The organism is Plantactinospora sp. B24E8, from assembly GCF_039871735.1.
GTDB lineage: Bacteria > Actinomycetota > Actinomycetes > Mycobacteriales > Micromonosporaceae > Plantactinospora.
Window position 1 is genome coordinate 178,363 of record NZ_JBDPMH010000003.1, and the last position, 14,711, is coordinate 193,073.

11 protein-coding genes are annotated in these 14,711 nt (G+C 72.6%); 4 read left to right on the plus strand and 7 right to left on the minus strand.

The window, feature by feature from the left end:
• Positions 1-25 precede the first annotated feature (25 nt).
• From ABGB21_RS07015 to ABGB21_RS07025, 3 genes are read right to left on the minus strand one after another with little or no spacing between them, the layout of a single operon-like run.
• Complete coding sequence (locus ABGB21_RS07015; RefSeq protein ID WP_347676893.1) at positions 26-874, minus strand: hypothetical protein; 849 nt, start codon at positions 872-874, stop codon at positions 26-28.
• Between the two features lies 1 nt (position 875).
• Complete coding sequence (locus ABGB21_RS07020) at positions 876-1,709, minus strand: ABC transporter permease (protein ID WP_347676895.1); 834 nt, start codon at positions 1,707-1,709, stop codon at positions 876-878.
• Positions 1,706-2,605 (minus strand): ABC transporter ATP-binding protein, encoded by a 900-nt coding sequence (locus ABGB21_RS07025; protein WP_347677173.1) that lies wholly within the window; start codon positions 2,603-2,605, stop codon positions 1,706-1,708. The genes ABGB21_RS07020 and ABGB21_RS07025 overlap by 4 nt, the downstream gene beginning before the upstream one ends.
• Positions 2,606-2,759: 154 nt before the next feature.
• Between ABGB21_RS07025 and ABGB21_RS07030 the strand changes: the two genes are divergently transcribed.
• Both ABGB21_RS07030 and ABGB21_RS07035 read left to right on the plus strand, forming a co-directional pair.
• Entirely contained in the window at positions 2,760-4,175 is a 1,416-nt protein-coding gene (locus tag ABGB21_RS07030) for a histidine kinase (protein ID WP_347676897.1), read from the plus strand.
• 134 nt (positions 4,176-4,309) lie between these two features.
• Positions 4,310-4,963: a response regulator transcription factor gene (locus tag ABGB21_RS07035; protein ID WP_347657729.1), complete on the plus strand. Its 654-nt coding sequence runs from the start codon at positions 4,310-4,312 to the stop codon at positions 4,961-4,963.
• Positions 4,964-5,076: 113 nt separating this feature from the next.
• Here the strand turns inward: ABGB21_RS07035 and ABGB21_RS07040 are convergent, their stop codons facing one another.
• From ABGB21_RS07040 to ABGB21_RS07055, 4 genes are all read right to left on the minus strand, one after another.
• A complete protein-coding gene (locus tag ABGB21_RS07040; protein WP_347657692.1) occupies positions 5,077-8,127 on the minus strand; it encodes a tetratricopeptide repeat protein in 3,051 nt (1,016 codons plus the stop codon).
• A gap of 183 nt (positions 8,128-8,310) precedes the next feature.
• Positions 8,311-9,258 (minus strand): DUF559 domain-containing protein, encoded by a 948-nt coding sequence (locus tag ABGB21_RS07045; protein WP_347657691.1) that lies wholly within the window; start codon positions 9,256-9,258, stop codon positions 8,311-8,313.
• 81 nt (positions 9,259-9,339) lie between these two features.
• Positions 9,340-10,188 (minus strand): RNase H family protein, encoded by an 849-nt coding sequence (locus ABGB21_RS07050; protein ID WP_347676899.1) that lies wholly within the window; start codon positions 10,186-10,188, stop codon positions 9,340-9,342.
• Between the two features lie 83 nt (positions 10,189-10,271).
• The gene (locus ABGB21_RS07055) at positions 10,272-10,844 is read right to left on the minus strand and encodes a DUF4352 domain-containing protein (RefSeq protein ID WP_347676901.1); all 573 of its coding nucleotides are present in this window, start codon (positions 10,842-10,844) and stop codon (positions 10,272-10,274) included.
• A 254-nt stretch (positions 10,845-11,098) separates the two neighbouring features.
• On the opposite strand from ABGB21_RS07055, the gene ABGB21_RS07060 reads away from it, so the two are divergent.
• Both ABGB21_RS07060 and ABGB21_RS07065 read left to right on the plus strand, forming a co-directional pair.
• Positions 11,099-13,168 (plus strand): N-6 DNA methylase, encoded by a 2,070-nt coding sequence (locus ABGB21_RS07060; protein WP_347676903.1) that lies wholly within the window; start codon positions 11,099-11,101, stop codon positions 13,166-13,168.
• Between the two features lie 46 nt (positions 13,169-13,214).
• Positions 13,215-14,678, plus strand: coding sequence for a serine/threonine-protein kinase (locus tag ABGB21_RS07065; RefSeq protein WP_347657687.1), 1,464 nt, complete (start codon positions 13,215-13,217; stop codon positions 14,676-14,678).
• The last annotated feature ends 33 nt before the right edge of the window (positions 14,679-14,711 follow it).

Below are 14,711 nucleotides of genomic sequence, written 5' to 3' on the forward strand. Positions count from 1 at the left end.
ACTGCCGGGTCGGAAACGGCGGCAATCACCCGCCGCTGTCGTGCTCCGCACAGCCGGGAACCTGCTGCGCACGGCCGGCGGCCTGCTGCGTATCGTCGGGGACCTGCTGCGCAGGGCCGGGAGTCTGCCGCGCCCGGCCGGGGACCGGGTCGGACCGGGTGGGGTGGGTCGGCCGCCAGTACTGGCGTTTGTCCTGCTCCCGGACCACCACGCCGAGCCGCAGCAACTCGTCCCGGAGTTCCACGAGGTCCCGGCGGTCGTCCTTGTCCACCGCCCGCTGTCTGACCCGGAGCAGGGCGTCCGCCCCGGGCGGCAACCCGGCGCCCCCCTCGGCCCAGCGCCGCCACCCGTCCCGGTACGGGTCACCGTCGGCGTGCCAGCGGTAGCCGTGCGCCTCGAACGCCGTACGGAGCTGGTCGGCGTCGAGGTCGGACGACTCCCGGACCAGCTCCTCGGCGGCCGGACCGAGCAGGACGAGCTGCTTGCCGTCCCGGAAGACGCCGAGGATCCGGTCCCGGTCGACCTCCCGCCGGTTGTCGCCGCGGACCAGCGCGACGGATCGGTGACTGACCGTGACGGTGAGTCGTTCGGCGGCGGCGATCCCGGCCACGACCAGGCCGGCGACCGCCCCGACGGCCAGCGCGACAACCCACGTCCACGGCTCGTCCACCGAGTCGATCAGCTTGAACAGCCAGCGCCACGGCACCCAGCGCTGCGACTCCAACCAGTCCGCCGCCCACCGCAGCAGGCAGCCCGCGGCGGCCCCGATCAGTGGGAACAGGACCCAGACCGCGACCACCGTGCCGGTCGGCTCGGCCACCACGGTCCGCGGGGCGTCCGGCGTACCCGTCGGCGACGCCGTTCCGGACGACATCTCAGGAGACCTCCCGCCGGATGGTCCGGACCAGCCCGGCGACCAGCGGCACCCCGGCCCAGACCGCGACCGAGACACCGAGCCGGGCCCACTCGCCGCCGGTCAGGTCACCGGCGCCCGGCGGTTCGATCAACGGGGCGGTGGTCAGCCCGGTGTCCAGCCACTCGGCGGCGGTACGCAGTTTGCTGATCATGCCGCCGAGCATCGACCAGGCGATCGGCAGGACCAGGGATAACACGATCGCCAGCGGGGTGTTCTGCAGCAGCAGACCGAAGGCGATTCCCATCAGCACGCTGACCACCTGGAACACCGCCGCGCCGAGCATCGCGAACGCACTGGTCGACCAGGCGTCCGGCGGGTTTCCGCCGAGCGTGGCCAGCAGCGTGCCGACCGCCGACGTCGCCACGCTGACCAGCACCGAGACCAGGGCCGCGACGGCACCGGCGGCCAGCTTCGCCACGACGACCCGGTGCCGCTGTGGCACCAGGGCGAAGGTGGTCACCGCCGTACGCTGGGAGAACTCGCTGGTGACCAGGAGGATGCCGAGGATCGGCAGCAGGACCCCGACCGGGAACTGGCCGAGCGCGAAGAAGTTCTCGAACCGTTGGTCGGCCTCGGGGGCGGAGAGCAGCAGCACGGTGACGATGCCGGCGGAGAGCAGGGCGATGACGATCAGCAGCCAGTAGCCGGCCCGGGTGTCGGCGAGTTTGCGCAGCTCGACGGCGGTCAGCCGGAGCAGCGACGGACGCTGGCCACCCGGCCCGTCCGCGTACTGCGGGACGGCCGGCGGCCGGGTCAGGGTCTCGGTCGACGACGGTGTGGTGTCGGCGCTCATCTCACGGCCTCCCGTACGGAATCGCCAGCGGTCAGGGACAGGAAGATCTGCTCCAGGCCGGCGCTCTCCGCCGGACGGAGTTCCACCAGCGCCACGCCGGCGTCGGCGGCGACCTGCCCGACCGCCCCGGGGTCGGCGCTGACCAGCAGCCCGCCGTCGGTACCGGCCCGGACCGGCAGCCCGGCCCGGTCAAGGGCGGCCCGCAGGGCCTCCGGATCGCGGGCCCGGGCCGCCGTACCGGCGCCGGCCAGCAGTTCGTCCTTGCTGCCCTGGGCCACCACCCGGCCGGCGCCGATCACGACCAGCCGGTCGGCCACCGCCTCGACCTCGCGCAGCAGGTGTGAGGAGAGCAGCACCGTGCCGCCCCGGTCGGCGAAGTCGCGCAGCAGGCCCCGCATCCAGAAGATGCCCTCCGGGTCGAGGCCGTTCGCCGGCTCGTCCAGGATCAGCACCCGAGGGCTGCCGAGCAGCGCCTGCGCCAGGCCGAGCCGCTGTCGCATACCGAGCGAGTACGCCCGTACCCGGCGTTTGGCCGCGACCGCGTTCAAACCGACCTGGTCGAGACATTCGTCGACCCGGCGGCGCGGCACCCCCATCACCTGCGCCGACAGTCGCAGCGTCTCCCGACCGGTCCGGCCGGGGTGCATCGCCCCGGCGTCGAGCAGCAGCCCGACCTCCCGTCCCGGGTTCGGCAACCGGCGGTAGTCGACCCCGTGCACAGTTGCCGTACCGGCGGTCGGCGGGGTGAATCCGCAGATCATCCGCATGGTGGTGGACTTGCCGGCCCCGTTCGGCCCGAGGAAGCCGGTGACGGTGCCCGGCGCACAGGTGAACGAGACGTCGTCGACGGCGGTGTGCCCGCCGTACCGTTTGCTCAGGCGCTCGACGCTGATCATGCCGTCCAGCGTGCCCGGGCGGCCGGGGCCGGCGCTGCGGTCGGAGGTTGACATCCGGCGACCGACGGCTATTTCCGGACGCGACTTTCGACCATCCCCGGACGTCGACTTTGGTAGCTGTCAGGTCGGGTACGACGGTCCGTAACATTGTCTGATGAGTGCGGTTCCGGTCCGGCCCGAGCACCCCTGGCTGCTGCCGGCGACCCTGACCGCGGATCCGTCCACCGCCGCCGGCCGCCGTCCCCGCCGGTCGACCCGGGACTGGGTCGTCGACACGCTCTGCTTCCTGATCGCCGCCGGGTTCGCGATCATCGCGTTCTGGGACGTGCTACGGCCACAGCCGACGCTGGTCGCCGACCGGGTCGACTCGGAACTGGCGCTCGTGATCGACATGGTGGTGACCACCGCGCTCTGCCTCGCCCTCTGGGTACGCCGACGCTGGCCGGTGGCGTTGACCCTGATCACCCTGCCGGTGGCGGTGGTCTCCACCCCGTCGGCGTTCGCCATCATGATCATCGTCTTCACCGTGGTGGTGCACCGCCCGCTGACGATCTCCGGCCCGCTGGTCGTCGCCCAGCTCGGCGCCGGAGTGCTCTACGAGCACCTGCACGCCGACCCGGCAGACGGTCCGCTGGTCGGCATGGTGCTCACCGTCGTGCTGACCGGGTCGGTGCTGGCCTGGGGCATGTTCGTCCGGGCCCGGCGACAGCTCGTGCACTCCTGGCGGGACCGGGCGATCCGGGCCGAGACCGAGCAGCGGCTGCGGGTCGAGGCGGCCCGCCGGATGGAACGGACCCGAATCGCGCGGGAGATGCACGACGTACTCGCGCACCGGATCTCGCTGCTGAGTCTGCACGCCGGCGCGCTGGAGTTCCGACCGGACGCCTCGTCCGAGGAGATCGCCCGCGCCGCCGGGGTGATCCGGACCAACGCCCACCAGGCGTTGGAGGAACTCCGCGAGGTGATCAGCGTGCTCCGGGAGGACCCGCCCGCGCTCGACGAGGAGCTGGACCGGACGCCGCTGTCGGCCGGGTACGGCTCGGACGCGTCGGCCCGGGTGCGGTTCAAGTACGGGCCGGATCCGCCGTACCCGCCGGTGACGCCGCCGACCGCCGGTGATCCGGCCTCGCCGACCGCCGCCGGTCCGGCTCCCGGCGCGCCGGAACGGCCGCAGCCGACCCTCGCCGACCTGCCGGACCTGGTCGCCGAGTCCCGTGGGGCGGGAATGCGGGTCGAACTGCGGACCGAGTTGACCGGTGCGGAGAACGTGCCGGTCGGGATGGGGCGGGGGGCGTACCGGATCGTGCAGGAGGGCCTGACCAACGCCCGCAAACACGCACCGGACACCGCGGTCACGGTGACCGCCCGGGGCCGGCCCGGACTCGGCCTCACCGTGGAGGTCCGCAACCGGTGGCCGGTACGGGAGCCGACGGAACCCCGGGTCCCCGGCACCGGCAGCGGCCTGGTCGGGCTCGCCGAGCGGGCCGCCCTGCTCGGCGGCTGGCTGGAGCACGGCCGTACCGACGCGGGTGACTTCCGGCTGACAGCCTGGCTACCGTGGCCGTCGTGACGACCCACGAACCGCCCGCCGCGACCGCTCCCGGGCCGGACACCGCCGGGCCGGTCGACGCCTCGGCCGCCGCCGGAGCGGCCGACACCTCGGCCGCCGGGCCGGACCGGCCGGCCACCCCGGTACGGGTCCTCATCGTCGACGACGACGCGCTGGTCCGGGCCGGCCTGTCGATGATCCTCGGCGGCGTACCGGAGCTGCGGGTGGTCGGCGAGGCCGCCGACGGGAGCGAGGTGCCGGCGGCGATCGCCGCGTACCGGCCGGACGTGGTGCTGATGGACATCCGGATGCCCCGGGTCGACGGGCTGGCCGCCACCGAGGCGGTGCGGCAGATGCCGGATCCGCCACAGGTGCTCGTGCTCACCACCTTCGACGCCGACGAGTACGTGCTGCGTGCGCTGCGGGCCGGGGCGAGCGGCTTCCTGCTCAAGGACACCCCGCCGGCGGAGATCGTCCAGGCGGTACGTCGGGTCGCGGCCGGCGAGGCGACCCTCTCCCCGACGGTCACCCGTCGACTCATCGCGCACGTGACCGGCCCCGGCACACCCGGCCGCCGGGACGCCGACCTCCGCCGGGACCGGGCGGTACGACTGCTCGCCGGACTCAGCGAACGGGAACGGGAGGTCGCGGTCGCGATCGGTCGGGGCTGGTCCAACGCCGAGATCGCCGCCGAACTGTTCATGAGCGTCGCCACGGTGAAGGCGTACGTCTCGCGGTTGCTGACCAAGCTGGAGTTGAACAACCGGGTCCAGGTGGCGCTGCTGGTCCACGACGCCGACCTGGTCTGAGGCGGCGACCCGCCCTGGTCTACCGCGGCGACCTGGTCTGTGGCCTGCTGCGGCGGCGACCCGGTCGGTGGTCTGCGGCGCCGACGGTGGTCCGGGGCGGTGCTGCCCGGCGCTCACTCGCGCAGGCGTACCGGGTCCAGGCCGTTGACGTCCACCGCCGGACCGGTCTCCCGCATCCGTTCGGCGACCTGGTGCCACCGTCCCGCCTGCCGGGTGCAGATCTGCTGTGTCTCGTCGCCGCGCAGCGGCTCACCCCGGTAGTCCATTCCGGACAGCCGCCGCCGGGCCCGCAGACTGCCGTCCCCGGCCTGCTCGGCGACGGCCTGGTGGATCGCGTTGAGTTTGCGGTCGACCAGCGCGATATTGGACCGGGCCACCTGTTCGACGTTCTCCTCGGCGCGGGTGCCGTCGCCGACCAGCCGGTCCGCGCCGGAGAGCACCAGGTCGTCGAAACGCGGGATCTGTGGCGGAAACCGGGCCTCGGCGATCCGGATCGGGTCGACCGCCCGGCGGAGCAGCCGGATGAACTCCGCCCGGTCGCGCCAGTAGCGGGCGTGGTCCAGGGCGATCCGGCAGAGCGTGTCCCAGGTTTCGGCGTCCAGGTCGAGCCAGCGGATCAGCAGGTGCGGGTCGGCGGTCTGCGGTGGCAGGGCGCGGTCGTGCCAGGTCTGTTCGAGCAGCACGGCGCCCTGGCAGATCAGCTGCTTGGCGTACGCCGACATCCGGATGTTGATCGGCTTGTCCGGGCGGGGGAGGACGACCCGCAGACTGGGATAGACCTCCTCCTCGAAGTAGCCGAAGTCCTGCAGCCGGCGCAGTGGTGCCAGGTCCGGTTCGCTGCTCAGGATCCACCGCCGCAGCCGGTCGGCGGCCACCCCGCTCTCGGTGCAGGCCAGCGCGGCGCGCAACTGCTCGACCGCCTTTGCGACCAGGGGCGCGACCGGCGGCGGCAGCGGATGCGGGTTCCCGCCCCCGGCCGGGTCACCGGTGACCGCTCCGAAGCCACTGCCCGCGCCGGTGCCGCCGGGGCCGCTGCCCGCGCCGGCACCGGTCACCGGCGTACCGCCAACGGCCGCACCGGTACCAGCGCGGCCGCCGCTGGCCGGCGCGGCCGGTCCGGCCCGGCTGCCGTCCGATCCGGCCCGGCCGTCCACCGTCGTGGCGGCCCGGGCCCACCAGCCGCCACCGCCGGTGCCCGGGTCGGCCGGCGGTGCCGACGGTCGACGCGGCCAACGGGGTGGATGGGGCAGCGGCAGCGCGTCGGAGATCAGCCGACGGCCGAGCCCGAGTGCCCGACCGGCGGCGGAGACCGGTGGTGCCGGAGCCCGGTCCGGGTCCGGGAAGTAACCCTTGAGGGCGAAGCCGTAGGTGCAGGCCGCGTTGTAGAAGTCGAACGACCGGAGCGGACGGGCCGGCCACCGCCCCCGCTGGGCCCGGCGGATCGCCCGGTCCAGCAGTACGCCGCCGGAGGGCCACTCCCGCATCAGGATGCCGGCCCGCCGTCGTGGCCCGCGCCGCCACCAGTCGGCGAGACAGCCGCCGTCGTCGAACGGCCCGGTCGGCTCCCGACCAACCGGCGGCCAGCCGGCCTCGGCCCAGTCGTGCCACGCCTTCGCCAGCCGCAACGGGGCCCAGACATCCCGGAGCAGCAGCAGGGCGGAGTGGGTCGCCTCGGAGCGGGTGGCCCGGACGAACCAGGCCAGCACCGCGTCCTCGCGGAGCCGGTACAGCTCCTGCGCGGCGGCGATCTGGAACACCACCGTGGCCGCCACCGGGAACTCCCGCAGCACCCGGCGCAGCCACTCCTTCGCCGCCGCCTCGCCGGGCGCCTCGGCGAAGGTCACCGCCACCGGCCAGTACCGGTCGACGAACGCCTTCTCCAGACGCTGGCGGATCTGCCGGCGTACCTTCTCCCGGTCGCCGACGCCGTCGGACTTGAACCACTGGTGCACCGTCCGCTCGGTGTAGGCGAGGGTGCAGGCGTACTGGTAGCGGAGCTTGATCGAGTCGGGCCGGCGGCGCAGGTAGCGCAGGGTGCCGAGGATGTGCCGGCGCGGGTGGCGGAGCCGGTCGGTGCGGGTGGTCCAGACGTGGTCGTCGTACCAGCCGCCCTGTTCGCGCAGGACCAGCGCCGACTGGTACGTGTCGAGGGCGTCCAGGAAGAGCCCCATCTCCTCCTGCACGCTCGCCACCATCACCCGCAGGTCGGCGTTGAACGGGTCGAGCTTGAGCGCCTCCGCGTAGTACCAGAGCGCCTCGTCGAACTGTCGACGGTCCTGCAGTTCCTTGCCCTTGTTGTAGGCGGCGAAGAGGGCGGTCGGCATCTCCCGGCCGCACCAGTTCCGCCACGGCGCGGCCCGGCCCAGCCGGGTCACCGGCAGGATCGTGGCCAGCACCCAGTACGCGGTCCGCCGGGTCGCCTCCTCCCAGGTGCCGCCCCACTGGGTGGTCATCGCGCTCCGACCGCCACCGAGGAACGAGGTGACCGTGACGGAGACGCCGTAACACGGTTCCTGGGTGCGTTTCTGCAGTACCCCGGTGACCCGGTAGCCGACCTTCGGCCAGAGTCGGGGCAGCATCTGCAGCAGCATGGCGAGCGGGTTGGTGGTCTTCGGGTCGACGCCGCTGGCCACGTCGAGGAAACTCTCCGGCGGCGGGTCGGCCGGTCCGGCGTACGGGGGATAGATGTGCGTCTCGGAGAGTCGCTGGCAGAACTGGCTCTTCAGGTCGTCGACGGGTGCGCTGCGGTCCGCCGTCGCGTCGGTGAACTCGTGTACGTCGACCGGCCCGGGATGGTAGGCGAGCCGGACCCGGCGGTGGTGTCGCCAGGCGGCGAAGCAGATCAGGGTGAGGATCAGCAGGCCGAGCCGTTGCCGGGCCGGGTGCGGCCCGTCGCCGCCGACCGCGATGGCCAGCCCGTCCAGCGGGGTGAGCAGCCAGGAGTCGGGCCGGTTCGGGCGCAGGTGGGCCTGCCCGGCCCAGCACAGCGCGGCGAGCAGGGCGACCGTTGTGAGGATCTTGATAATCGCGGCGCGGCCGGGACGTGGCAGCGGCAGCACGGCGGGGGCCGCGCGGGATTCCCGGCCGATCCGCCGGGGTGTCGGCTGCTCCCACTGTTCGGACCGCTGGATTCCGTGGCACGTTCGTTTGGCGCGGTGTGGCATCTCGACCACCGATCGGTCGGCTCGGTTCGCCCCGGAAAATGGGAAAACCGCAGGTCAAGCCTATGATCGTGATAACGCGAGCGACGCCGAACGCGAAAATCTGCTCTCCTGTCTTCTCTGGATCTTGGTATTCCGGCGTTGCTCTGGCAACGCTGGAATACCAAGATCCATGTTCGATCAGGGTCACGGCCGCCAGCCGGCGGCGACCAGTGCGGCGCGTACCTGCCCGAAGACCTCGTCCGGGCGACGCCGGACCAGGTACGCCGGAAACCGCAGCACCCGGTCACCGCTGATCCAGATCTCGTTCTGGCGTTTCATGTCCGCCCACTGCTGCCCGACGTCGAGATGCTGACTACCGTCGATCTCCACGTGCACGCCCCACCGCTGGTAGTAGATGTCCAGGTAACGACGCTTCCCGTCCGGATCCCGGCGGACCGTCTGCCGGCTCGGCTCGGGCAGGCCGTACCGCCGGTTGAGTCGCAGGTAGTCCAGTTCGGCGAGGGAGTGGGAGCCGCCGGCGGCGTCCTGCGCTGCCGTGGCGATCAAGCCGCGCCGCCGGGCCCTGGGCAGATGGTCCAGAACCGCCTCGATCTCGGCGAGACTCACCAGGCGACGCTGGAACGCGGCGGCCACGATGGCGACCGCCCGGTCGTCGCTGTCGGCCCAACTCGCGGCGTCGACGACGGAGCGTGCCGGCATGGTCCGTGGCGGCGCCGCCATCTCGTGTACGTCGGTCTGCGGCAGCACGCTCGTCCGGTGGACCACCACCCACGGCGGGATGTTCCTCGGTTGCCGCTCGGTCGCCACCAGCACGTGGACGCCGGTGGTGCGGTAGCGCCGCAGACCGTACCCGTCCAGGGCGGTCGGACCGGCGAGCAGCGCGCCCGGACCGGCGGACAGTACCGCGATCCAGAGCCGTTGTTCCGGGCCGATCGGACCGCTGTGCGTGACGTACGTCCGGGGGTGGACCCGACGCCAGCGTCCGGAGAAGACCCGGTGCCGGATGGCGGCCGGGGTGAGGAAGTCCCGGGCCTGCCGCCAGGCGATCACGTTGTCCTGCCGGAACAGCAGCCAGGCCAGCTCGTCCGCGTTGTCGGCGGGCAGAGGGCGGGCATCGGCGGGTGTCGTCACCTCGAACACTGTGTCAACCCGCCGCACGCCGGAGGAGGGGCGAGGGGGCGGGCTTCCGCAAACGCCCCTTGAGTCGCCCGGTCAGCGGGGTGACGGGGAGTTGGTGGTGTGCCACTGGGTCAGGAAGGCGTCCACCAGGTCACGGGCCCGGGCGCGGTGGTCGAACCGTTCCCGTAGCCGCCGCCGGGCCATCGCGGAGAGGGCGTCGGCGGCCTCGTTGAGCAGGTGGCCGGTGTGGCCCCGGACGTGCTCGAAGGTGACCTGCGGCAGGTCGGCGACCCGTTGGGCGAGCCGGACCAGGGTGGGCCGGCCACCCCGGGCCCGGGGTCGCAGGTTGTAGCCGGTGGGCATGGTGCCGGTCTCGCCGCCGCGCCACAGCTGCAGGTAGGAGAGGGCGCCGGTGCTGTCGACCAGGACGGTCACCGGTTCGGCGCCGAGCGTGGGGTCGGCGAGCAGGAACTCCACCGCCCGGAGCTCGTTGATCAGCACCCGGGACGGACCGGTCGGGTCGAGCCGGTCGCTGGTCCGGCCCCGCAGCCCGAAGCGGCCGTCGCTGACCACGTACCCGATGCCGGCGGTCCGGTCCTTCCAGCTCGCGTCGGTCGCGGCGACCAGCGGGCCGTCGTGGCGGAGCCAGCGGGTGACCTGACCGCGTACGCCGGAGGTGGCCGGCCAGGTCGGCGGCAGCGCGCACGATCCGGCCCGCGGGGTGTCGTGCCCGGCGGCGAGCCGCTCCGCCGTCTCGACGAGTCGGGTGGCCGCGGCGACATCGTCGTAGCGGGCGGCGATGATCGCGAGCTTCAGCGCGTCGGCGACCTGCTGGCACTGGTCACAGTGGCGGCTGGAGAGGTGGCGGCGTAGCGCGTGGGCGCGTTCCGCCACGGGCGGGGGAAGCAGGGGCAGGGATCTGGTGAACTGGTCCGGGCGCACGGCGACTCCTGTTGGGGGAAGGGAGCGGGAGGCCGACGCGGGTTCGCCGGCCGGCCTCCGTCGTGACTACGGATGGCGGCGGGTCAGCTGAGCTGGACGGTGACACCGCCGGAGAACATCGAGTCGTGCAGCTCGAGCTTGGCGAGCTTGGCCTTTTCGGGGATGTCGAAGACGAGTACGCCGGTGATCCCGTTGCCGGGGTTGATCTCGTTGAAGAGCGTGGCGGCGTCCTTGTTGGCGTAGATGGCGGCCTCCGAGTCGCTGGTGTACTCGGTGCCGTCGGCGGCGTACGCCTTCTGGTAGCTGTCGGAGAACGACTGCGGCTCCTTGGCGATGTTCTTGACCTTGACGGTGACCAGGCAGAACTGTCCCTGGGCGGTGGTGCCGAGCAGGTCGGTGCCGACCTTGTGCACACCGCACTTCACGCGCTGGACGGTGAACTCGAACTTGCCGTCCCGGGCCGGGTCACCGACCTTCGCGGTCTTGTCCTCGCCCTTGTCGTCGCCGCCCTTGGTGTCCTTCGTGTCGCCGGAGTCGCTCACCGCCCCTGAGTCGCCGTCTCCGCCTCCGGCGTTGTCCTGGTCGGTGGCGCCCGCGCCGCAGCCGAACGCGAGTGCCGCCGCGAGTGCCAGGCCGAACAGGCCGATCTTCCGCATGGTTCCTCCCCGATCTGATGTCGACGTCAAGGAAACCATCTACTGTGAATCCGGTCAACAGTTTTGTTTGTGAACTCGCGACACAGAAATTTTTGGAGACTCGACTCGCGTCACTGGGGCGCGTATCGTTTCGCGGTGCGCGGTCAGCGGTGGCGCACCACGTCGCCCGGCCGTACCCTGGCCGACCCACGGACGCCGCTGGCGCCGAGCACCAACCTGACCGAGTCTGGGGCGGACGGTAGGGAGAGAACACCATGCCCAGTGAGACGACGATGAGCGGCGACACCGGAGCGACCGTCGCCGCACACGACATCGCCCGTCTCGCCGACGTCGGACGGGCCGCGGTCAGCAACTGGCGCCGCCGGTTCACCGACTTCCCGGAGCCCGTCGGCGGCAGCTCCGCCAGCCCGCTCTATTCCCTGGCCGAGGTCGAGGCGTGGCTGACCCGACACGGCAAGCAGTTCAGGTTGCTGCCCGGGGACCGGGTCTGGCAACAGGTCCGGGGGGCGGTCGACGACCTGGCGCTCGGCGAGCTGGTCGGCACCCTCGGCGCGTTCCTGGTCTTCCTGCGCCGGGAACCGGCGTGCTGGAAGCGGCTGTCGACCGAGCCCGACGAGACGCTCGCCGAGCGACTGCCCGAGATGATGGCCTCGGTCCTCCCGGACGTCCCCGGCACGCCGGTCACCCGGCTCGACACCGGGTGGGTCGGCGTCGTCCGCCACGTCGCCGAGGCAGCGGAGTCCGCCCAGACCGACGGGTCCGCCCAGACCGACGGGACGCAGCCGGGCCGGAAGCTTCTCGAGTTCCTCTGCAACCGCTACCTCCAGGTCCACGCCCGCCGGCACGCCGCGGTCACCTCGACCCAACTCGCCGAACTGATGGTCGAGCTGGCCGACGTACGCGGGAGCGTGGTGCTCGACCCGGCCTGCGGGATCGGCACCCTGCTGATCGCGGCACACGACGCAGGGGCGACCCGGCTCGGTGGGCAGGAACTCGACTCCGTCTCCGCCCGCCTCGCCGCCGCCCGGCTGCTGCTGCACGACAGTGCCGTACGCGTCGTCGCCGCCGACTCGTTGCGCGCCGACGCCTTCGCCGACGAACTTGCCGACGTCGTACTCTGCGATCCGCCGTTCAACGAACGCTCCTGGGGATACGACGACCTGGTCAGCGACCCCCGCTGGGCGTACGGGCTGCCGCCGCGCGGCGAGCCGGAACTCGCCTGGACACAGCACTGCCTGGCCCGGGTCAAACCCGGCGGCTGGGTGCTGCTGACCATGCCGGCGAGCGTGGCAAACCGGCGCGCCGGGCGGCGCATCCGGGCCAACCTGCTCCGGACCGGCGCACTGCGGGCCGTCATCAGCCTGCCCAGCGCCGCCACCGGCCCGGTGCCGCCGGACCTGTGGGTGCTCCGCCGACCGGCGGACACGGACCCGGCACCGTCGCGGATCCTGCTGGTCGACGCGGTGGCGGACCTCTCCGTGGCCGGCCCGGCGTGGCGGGCGTTCCTCGCCGCCGAAGCGGCCGGCGCCGGCAGCACCGGTGACGGCACGGCCGGGGACCTGCCGCCGTCGAGCACAGCGGTACGAGTGATCGACCTGCTCGACGACGAGGTGGACGTCAGCCCGGCCCGCCACCTGCACGCCGCCGGTCGGGACGCGCAGGCCGGGAAACTCCAGCCGGTACGGGCGAAGCTGCTCTCCGCCCTGGCGGCGTTGCCGGAGCGACTGCCCGAGCTGAGCACCTGCGACCGGGCGCCGACGCGGAGCACGACGACGGTGGCTGAACTCGTCAAGGCGGGGATCGTCACCCTCCACCAGGCTCCGTTGAAGACACGGATCGACGAGGGTGAGCTTCCCGTGCTCACCGCGCAGGACGTGCTCGCCGGTCAGCCGCCGTCCGGTCGGACCGTCGACGTGCCCGGGCTGGTGACGGTCGAGGCGGGAGATGTGGTCGTACCGGCCGGATTGCGGGAACCGGTGGCACGGGTGGTCACCGCGGCGGGTGCCGTCCTCGGTCCACAGCTTTTCCTGTTCCGGGTCGACCCCGAGCGGATGGATCCGTACTTCCTCGCCGGGTTCCTCCGCGCGGCACAGCAACAGGCGGCCAGCAGCCGTACCTCGTCCGTGCTGGCCCGAACGGACGTCCGCCGTACCCCCGTCCCGCGACTGCCGCTGGCCGAACAGCAGCGGTACGGCGAGGCGTTCCGGCAGCTGACCGTCTTTTCCGACGTCATGCGGGAAACGACGGCGCTCGCGGACACCCTGACTCGCCTGAGCTTCAACGGTTTGGCTGACGGGAGCGTGCAGCCACCACCTGCCGACTGACCGACTAGCCACGCAACGACCCCGACCACAGCGTGCTGGAGGAGCCGTGTCCGACCGGACGGTCATCAACGACCGATACGAACTCGACGAGTTCCCGATCGGCAAGGGTGGCATGGGTGAGGTGTGGGGCGGCCGGGACATCACGCTCGGCCGCGAGGTCGCGGTCAAGTTCATCCGTCCGCGCAGCGACGCCGGCAGCGACGACCTGGTCCGACGGTTCGAGCGCGAGGCCCGGATCACCGCCCGGCTCGTCCACCCCGGCGTGCCGGCGGTGTACGACTTCGGCGTCCACGAGGGACGGTCGTTCCTCGTCATGCAGCGGGTGCGTGGGGCGACCGTCGCCGACGTGATCGCGGAGACGGGCGGCCCGCTTCCGCTCGGCTGGGCCGCCGCGATCACCGCCCAGACCTGCGCGGTGCTCTCCGTCGCGCACCGGGCGTCACTCGTCCACCGTGACCTCAAGCCGAACAACCTGATGCTCGAACCCGACGGCGGCGTCAAGGTGCTCGACTTCGGGCTCGCGGTCGCCCTGGACCTCTCCGACTTCTCGCGGATAACCCAGAGCGGCGAGAGCGTCGGGACCCTGCCCTACATGGCCCCTGAACAGATCGAGGCCGCGCAGAGCGATCACCGGACAGACCTCTACGCGTTGGGCTGCACCCTGTACGAGATGCTGACCGGCGAGCTGCTCTTCCCCGGCGCCACCCCGTACGCGGTGATCCGCGGCCAGCTCGACGGATGGAGTCGACCGTTCCGGATGTCCCGGGCCGACATCCCCGCCCCACTGGTCGACCTGCTGCGCGACCTGCTGCGGCGAGACCCCGCACAGCGGCCGGCAAACGCCGACGTCGTCTACGAACGGCTGCTGCCCTTCGCCGCCGATCTTGGTCCGCTGCCGGGCGTGGTCGACCGGTCGGCCCGGTCCAGCCCGCTCCGGATGTACGCCGACGTACTCGGTCGGGTCCTCGCCCCGGCCCCGGCATCTGCCGGACCGCCGTCGGAGGAGGGCCGGGACGACAGACCGGCCGCGAGGGACAACCGCGCCGGGAACGCTGGAACTCCGATCGGTCGCGGTGACCTCGACCAGGCCCGCAGCGAGGCCAGGCGACTCGTCGAACAGTCCCGGCACCGGCAGGCGGCCGACGTACTCGCCGCAGTGGTGGAACCGGCGAGCCGGGCCCTCGGCCCGCTCGACGACGACGTGCTCAGCGTCCGGCTGCAGCTCGCCGAGGTGCTGTTCAACGGCGGCGACTACCGCCGGGCGGCTCCCGCCTACCAGCGGCTCGCCGCCGACCTCGCCCAACGCCCCGGCGTCCCGGTCGAGCGGGCTCTCGACTGCCGACGCCAGGAGGCCGCCTGCCATGCCCTGACCGGGCAGACCAGTCTTGCGCTGCGGCAACTGGACGAGCTGCTGCGCGACGAACGCGCCGAGTTCGGCGACGACCACGAGCGGGTCGTCGAACTCCGCCGACAGATCAGACTGCTGCGACCGAGCGCCGCGCAACGGTGACCTGCTCTTCACCCCGGACCGGGAAGGGACGCC

Bases quoted from the DNA above. Each gene is read 5' to 3' on its own strand.
- ABGB21_RS07020 (WP_347676895.1), bottom strand. From the start codon at position 1,709: ATGAGCGCCGACACCACACCGTCGTCGACCGAGACCCTGACCCGGCCG.
- ABGB21_RS07015 (WP_347676893.1), bottom strand. From the start codon at position 874: ATGTCGTCCGGAACGGCGTCGCCGACGGGTACGCCGGACGCCCCGCGG.
- ABGB21_RS07040 (WP_347657692.1), bottom strand. From the start codon at position 8,127: ATGCCACACCGCGCCAAACGAACGTGCCACGGAATCCAGCGGTCCGAA.
- ABGB21_RS07055 (WP_347676901.1), bottom strand. From the start codon at position 10,844: ATGCGGAAGATCGGCCTGTTCGGCCTGGCACTCGCGGCGGCACTCGCG.
- ABGB21_RS07025 (WP_347677173.1), bottom strand. From the start codon at position 2,605: ATGATCAGCGTCGAGCGCCTGAGCAAACGGTACGGCGGGCACACCGCC.
- ABGB21_RS07060 (WP_347676903.1), top strand. From the start codon at position 11,099: ATGCCCAGTGAGACGACGATGAGCGGCGACACCGGAGCGACCGTCGCC.
- ABGB21_RS07030 (WP_347676897.1), top strand. From the start codon at position 2,760: ATGAGTGCGGTTCCGGTCCGGCCCGAGCACCCCTGGCTGCTGCCGGCG.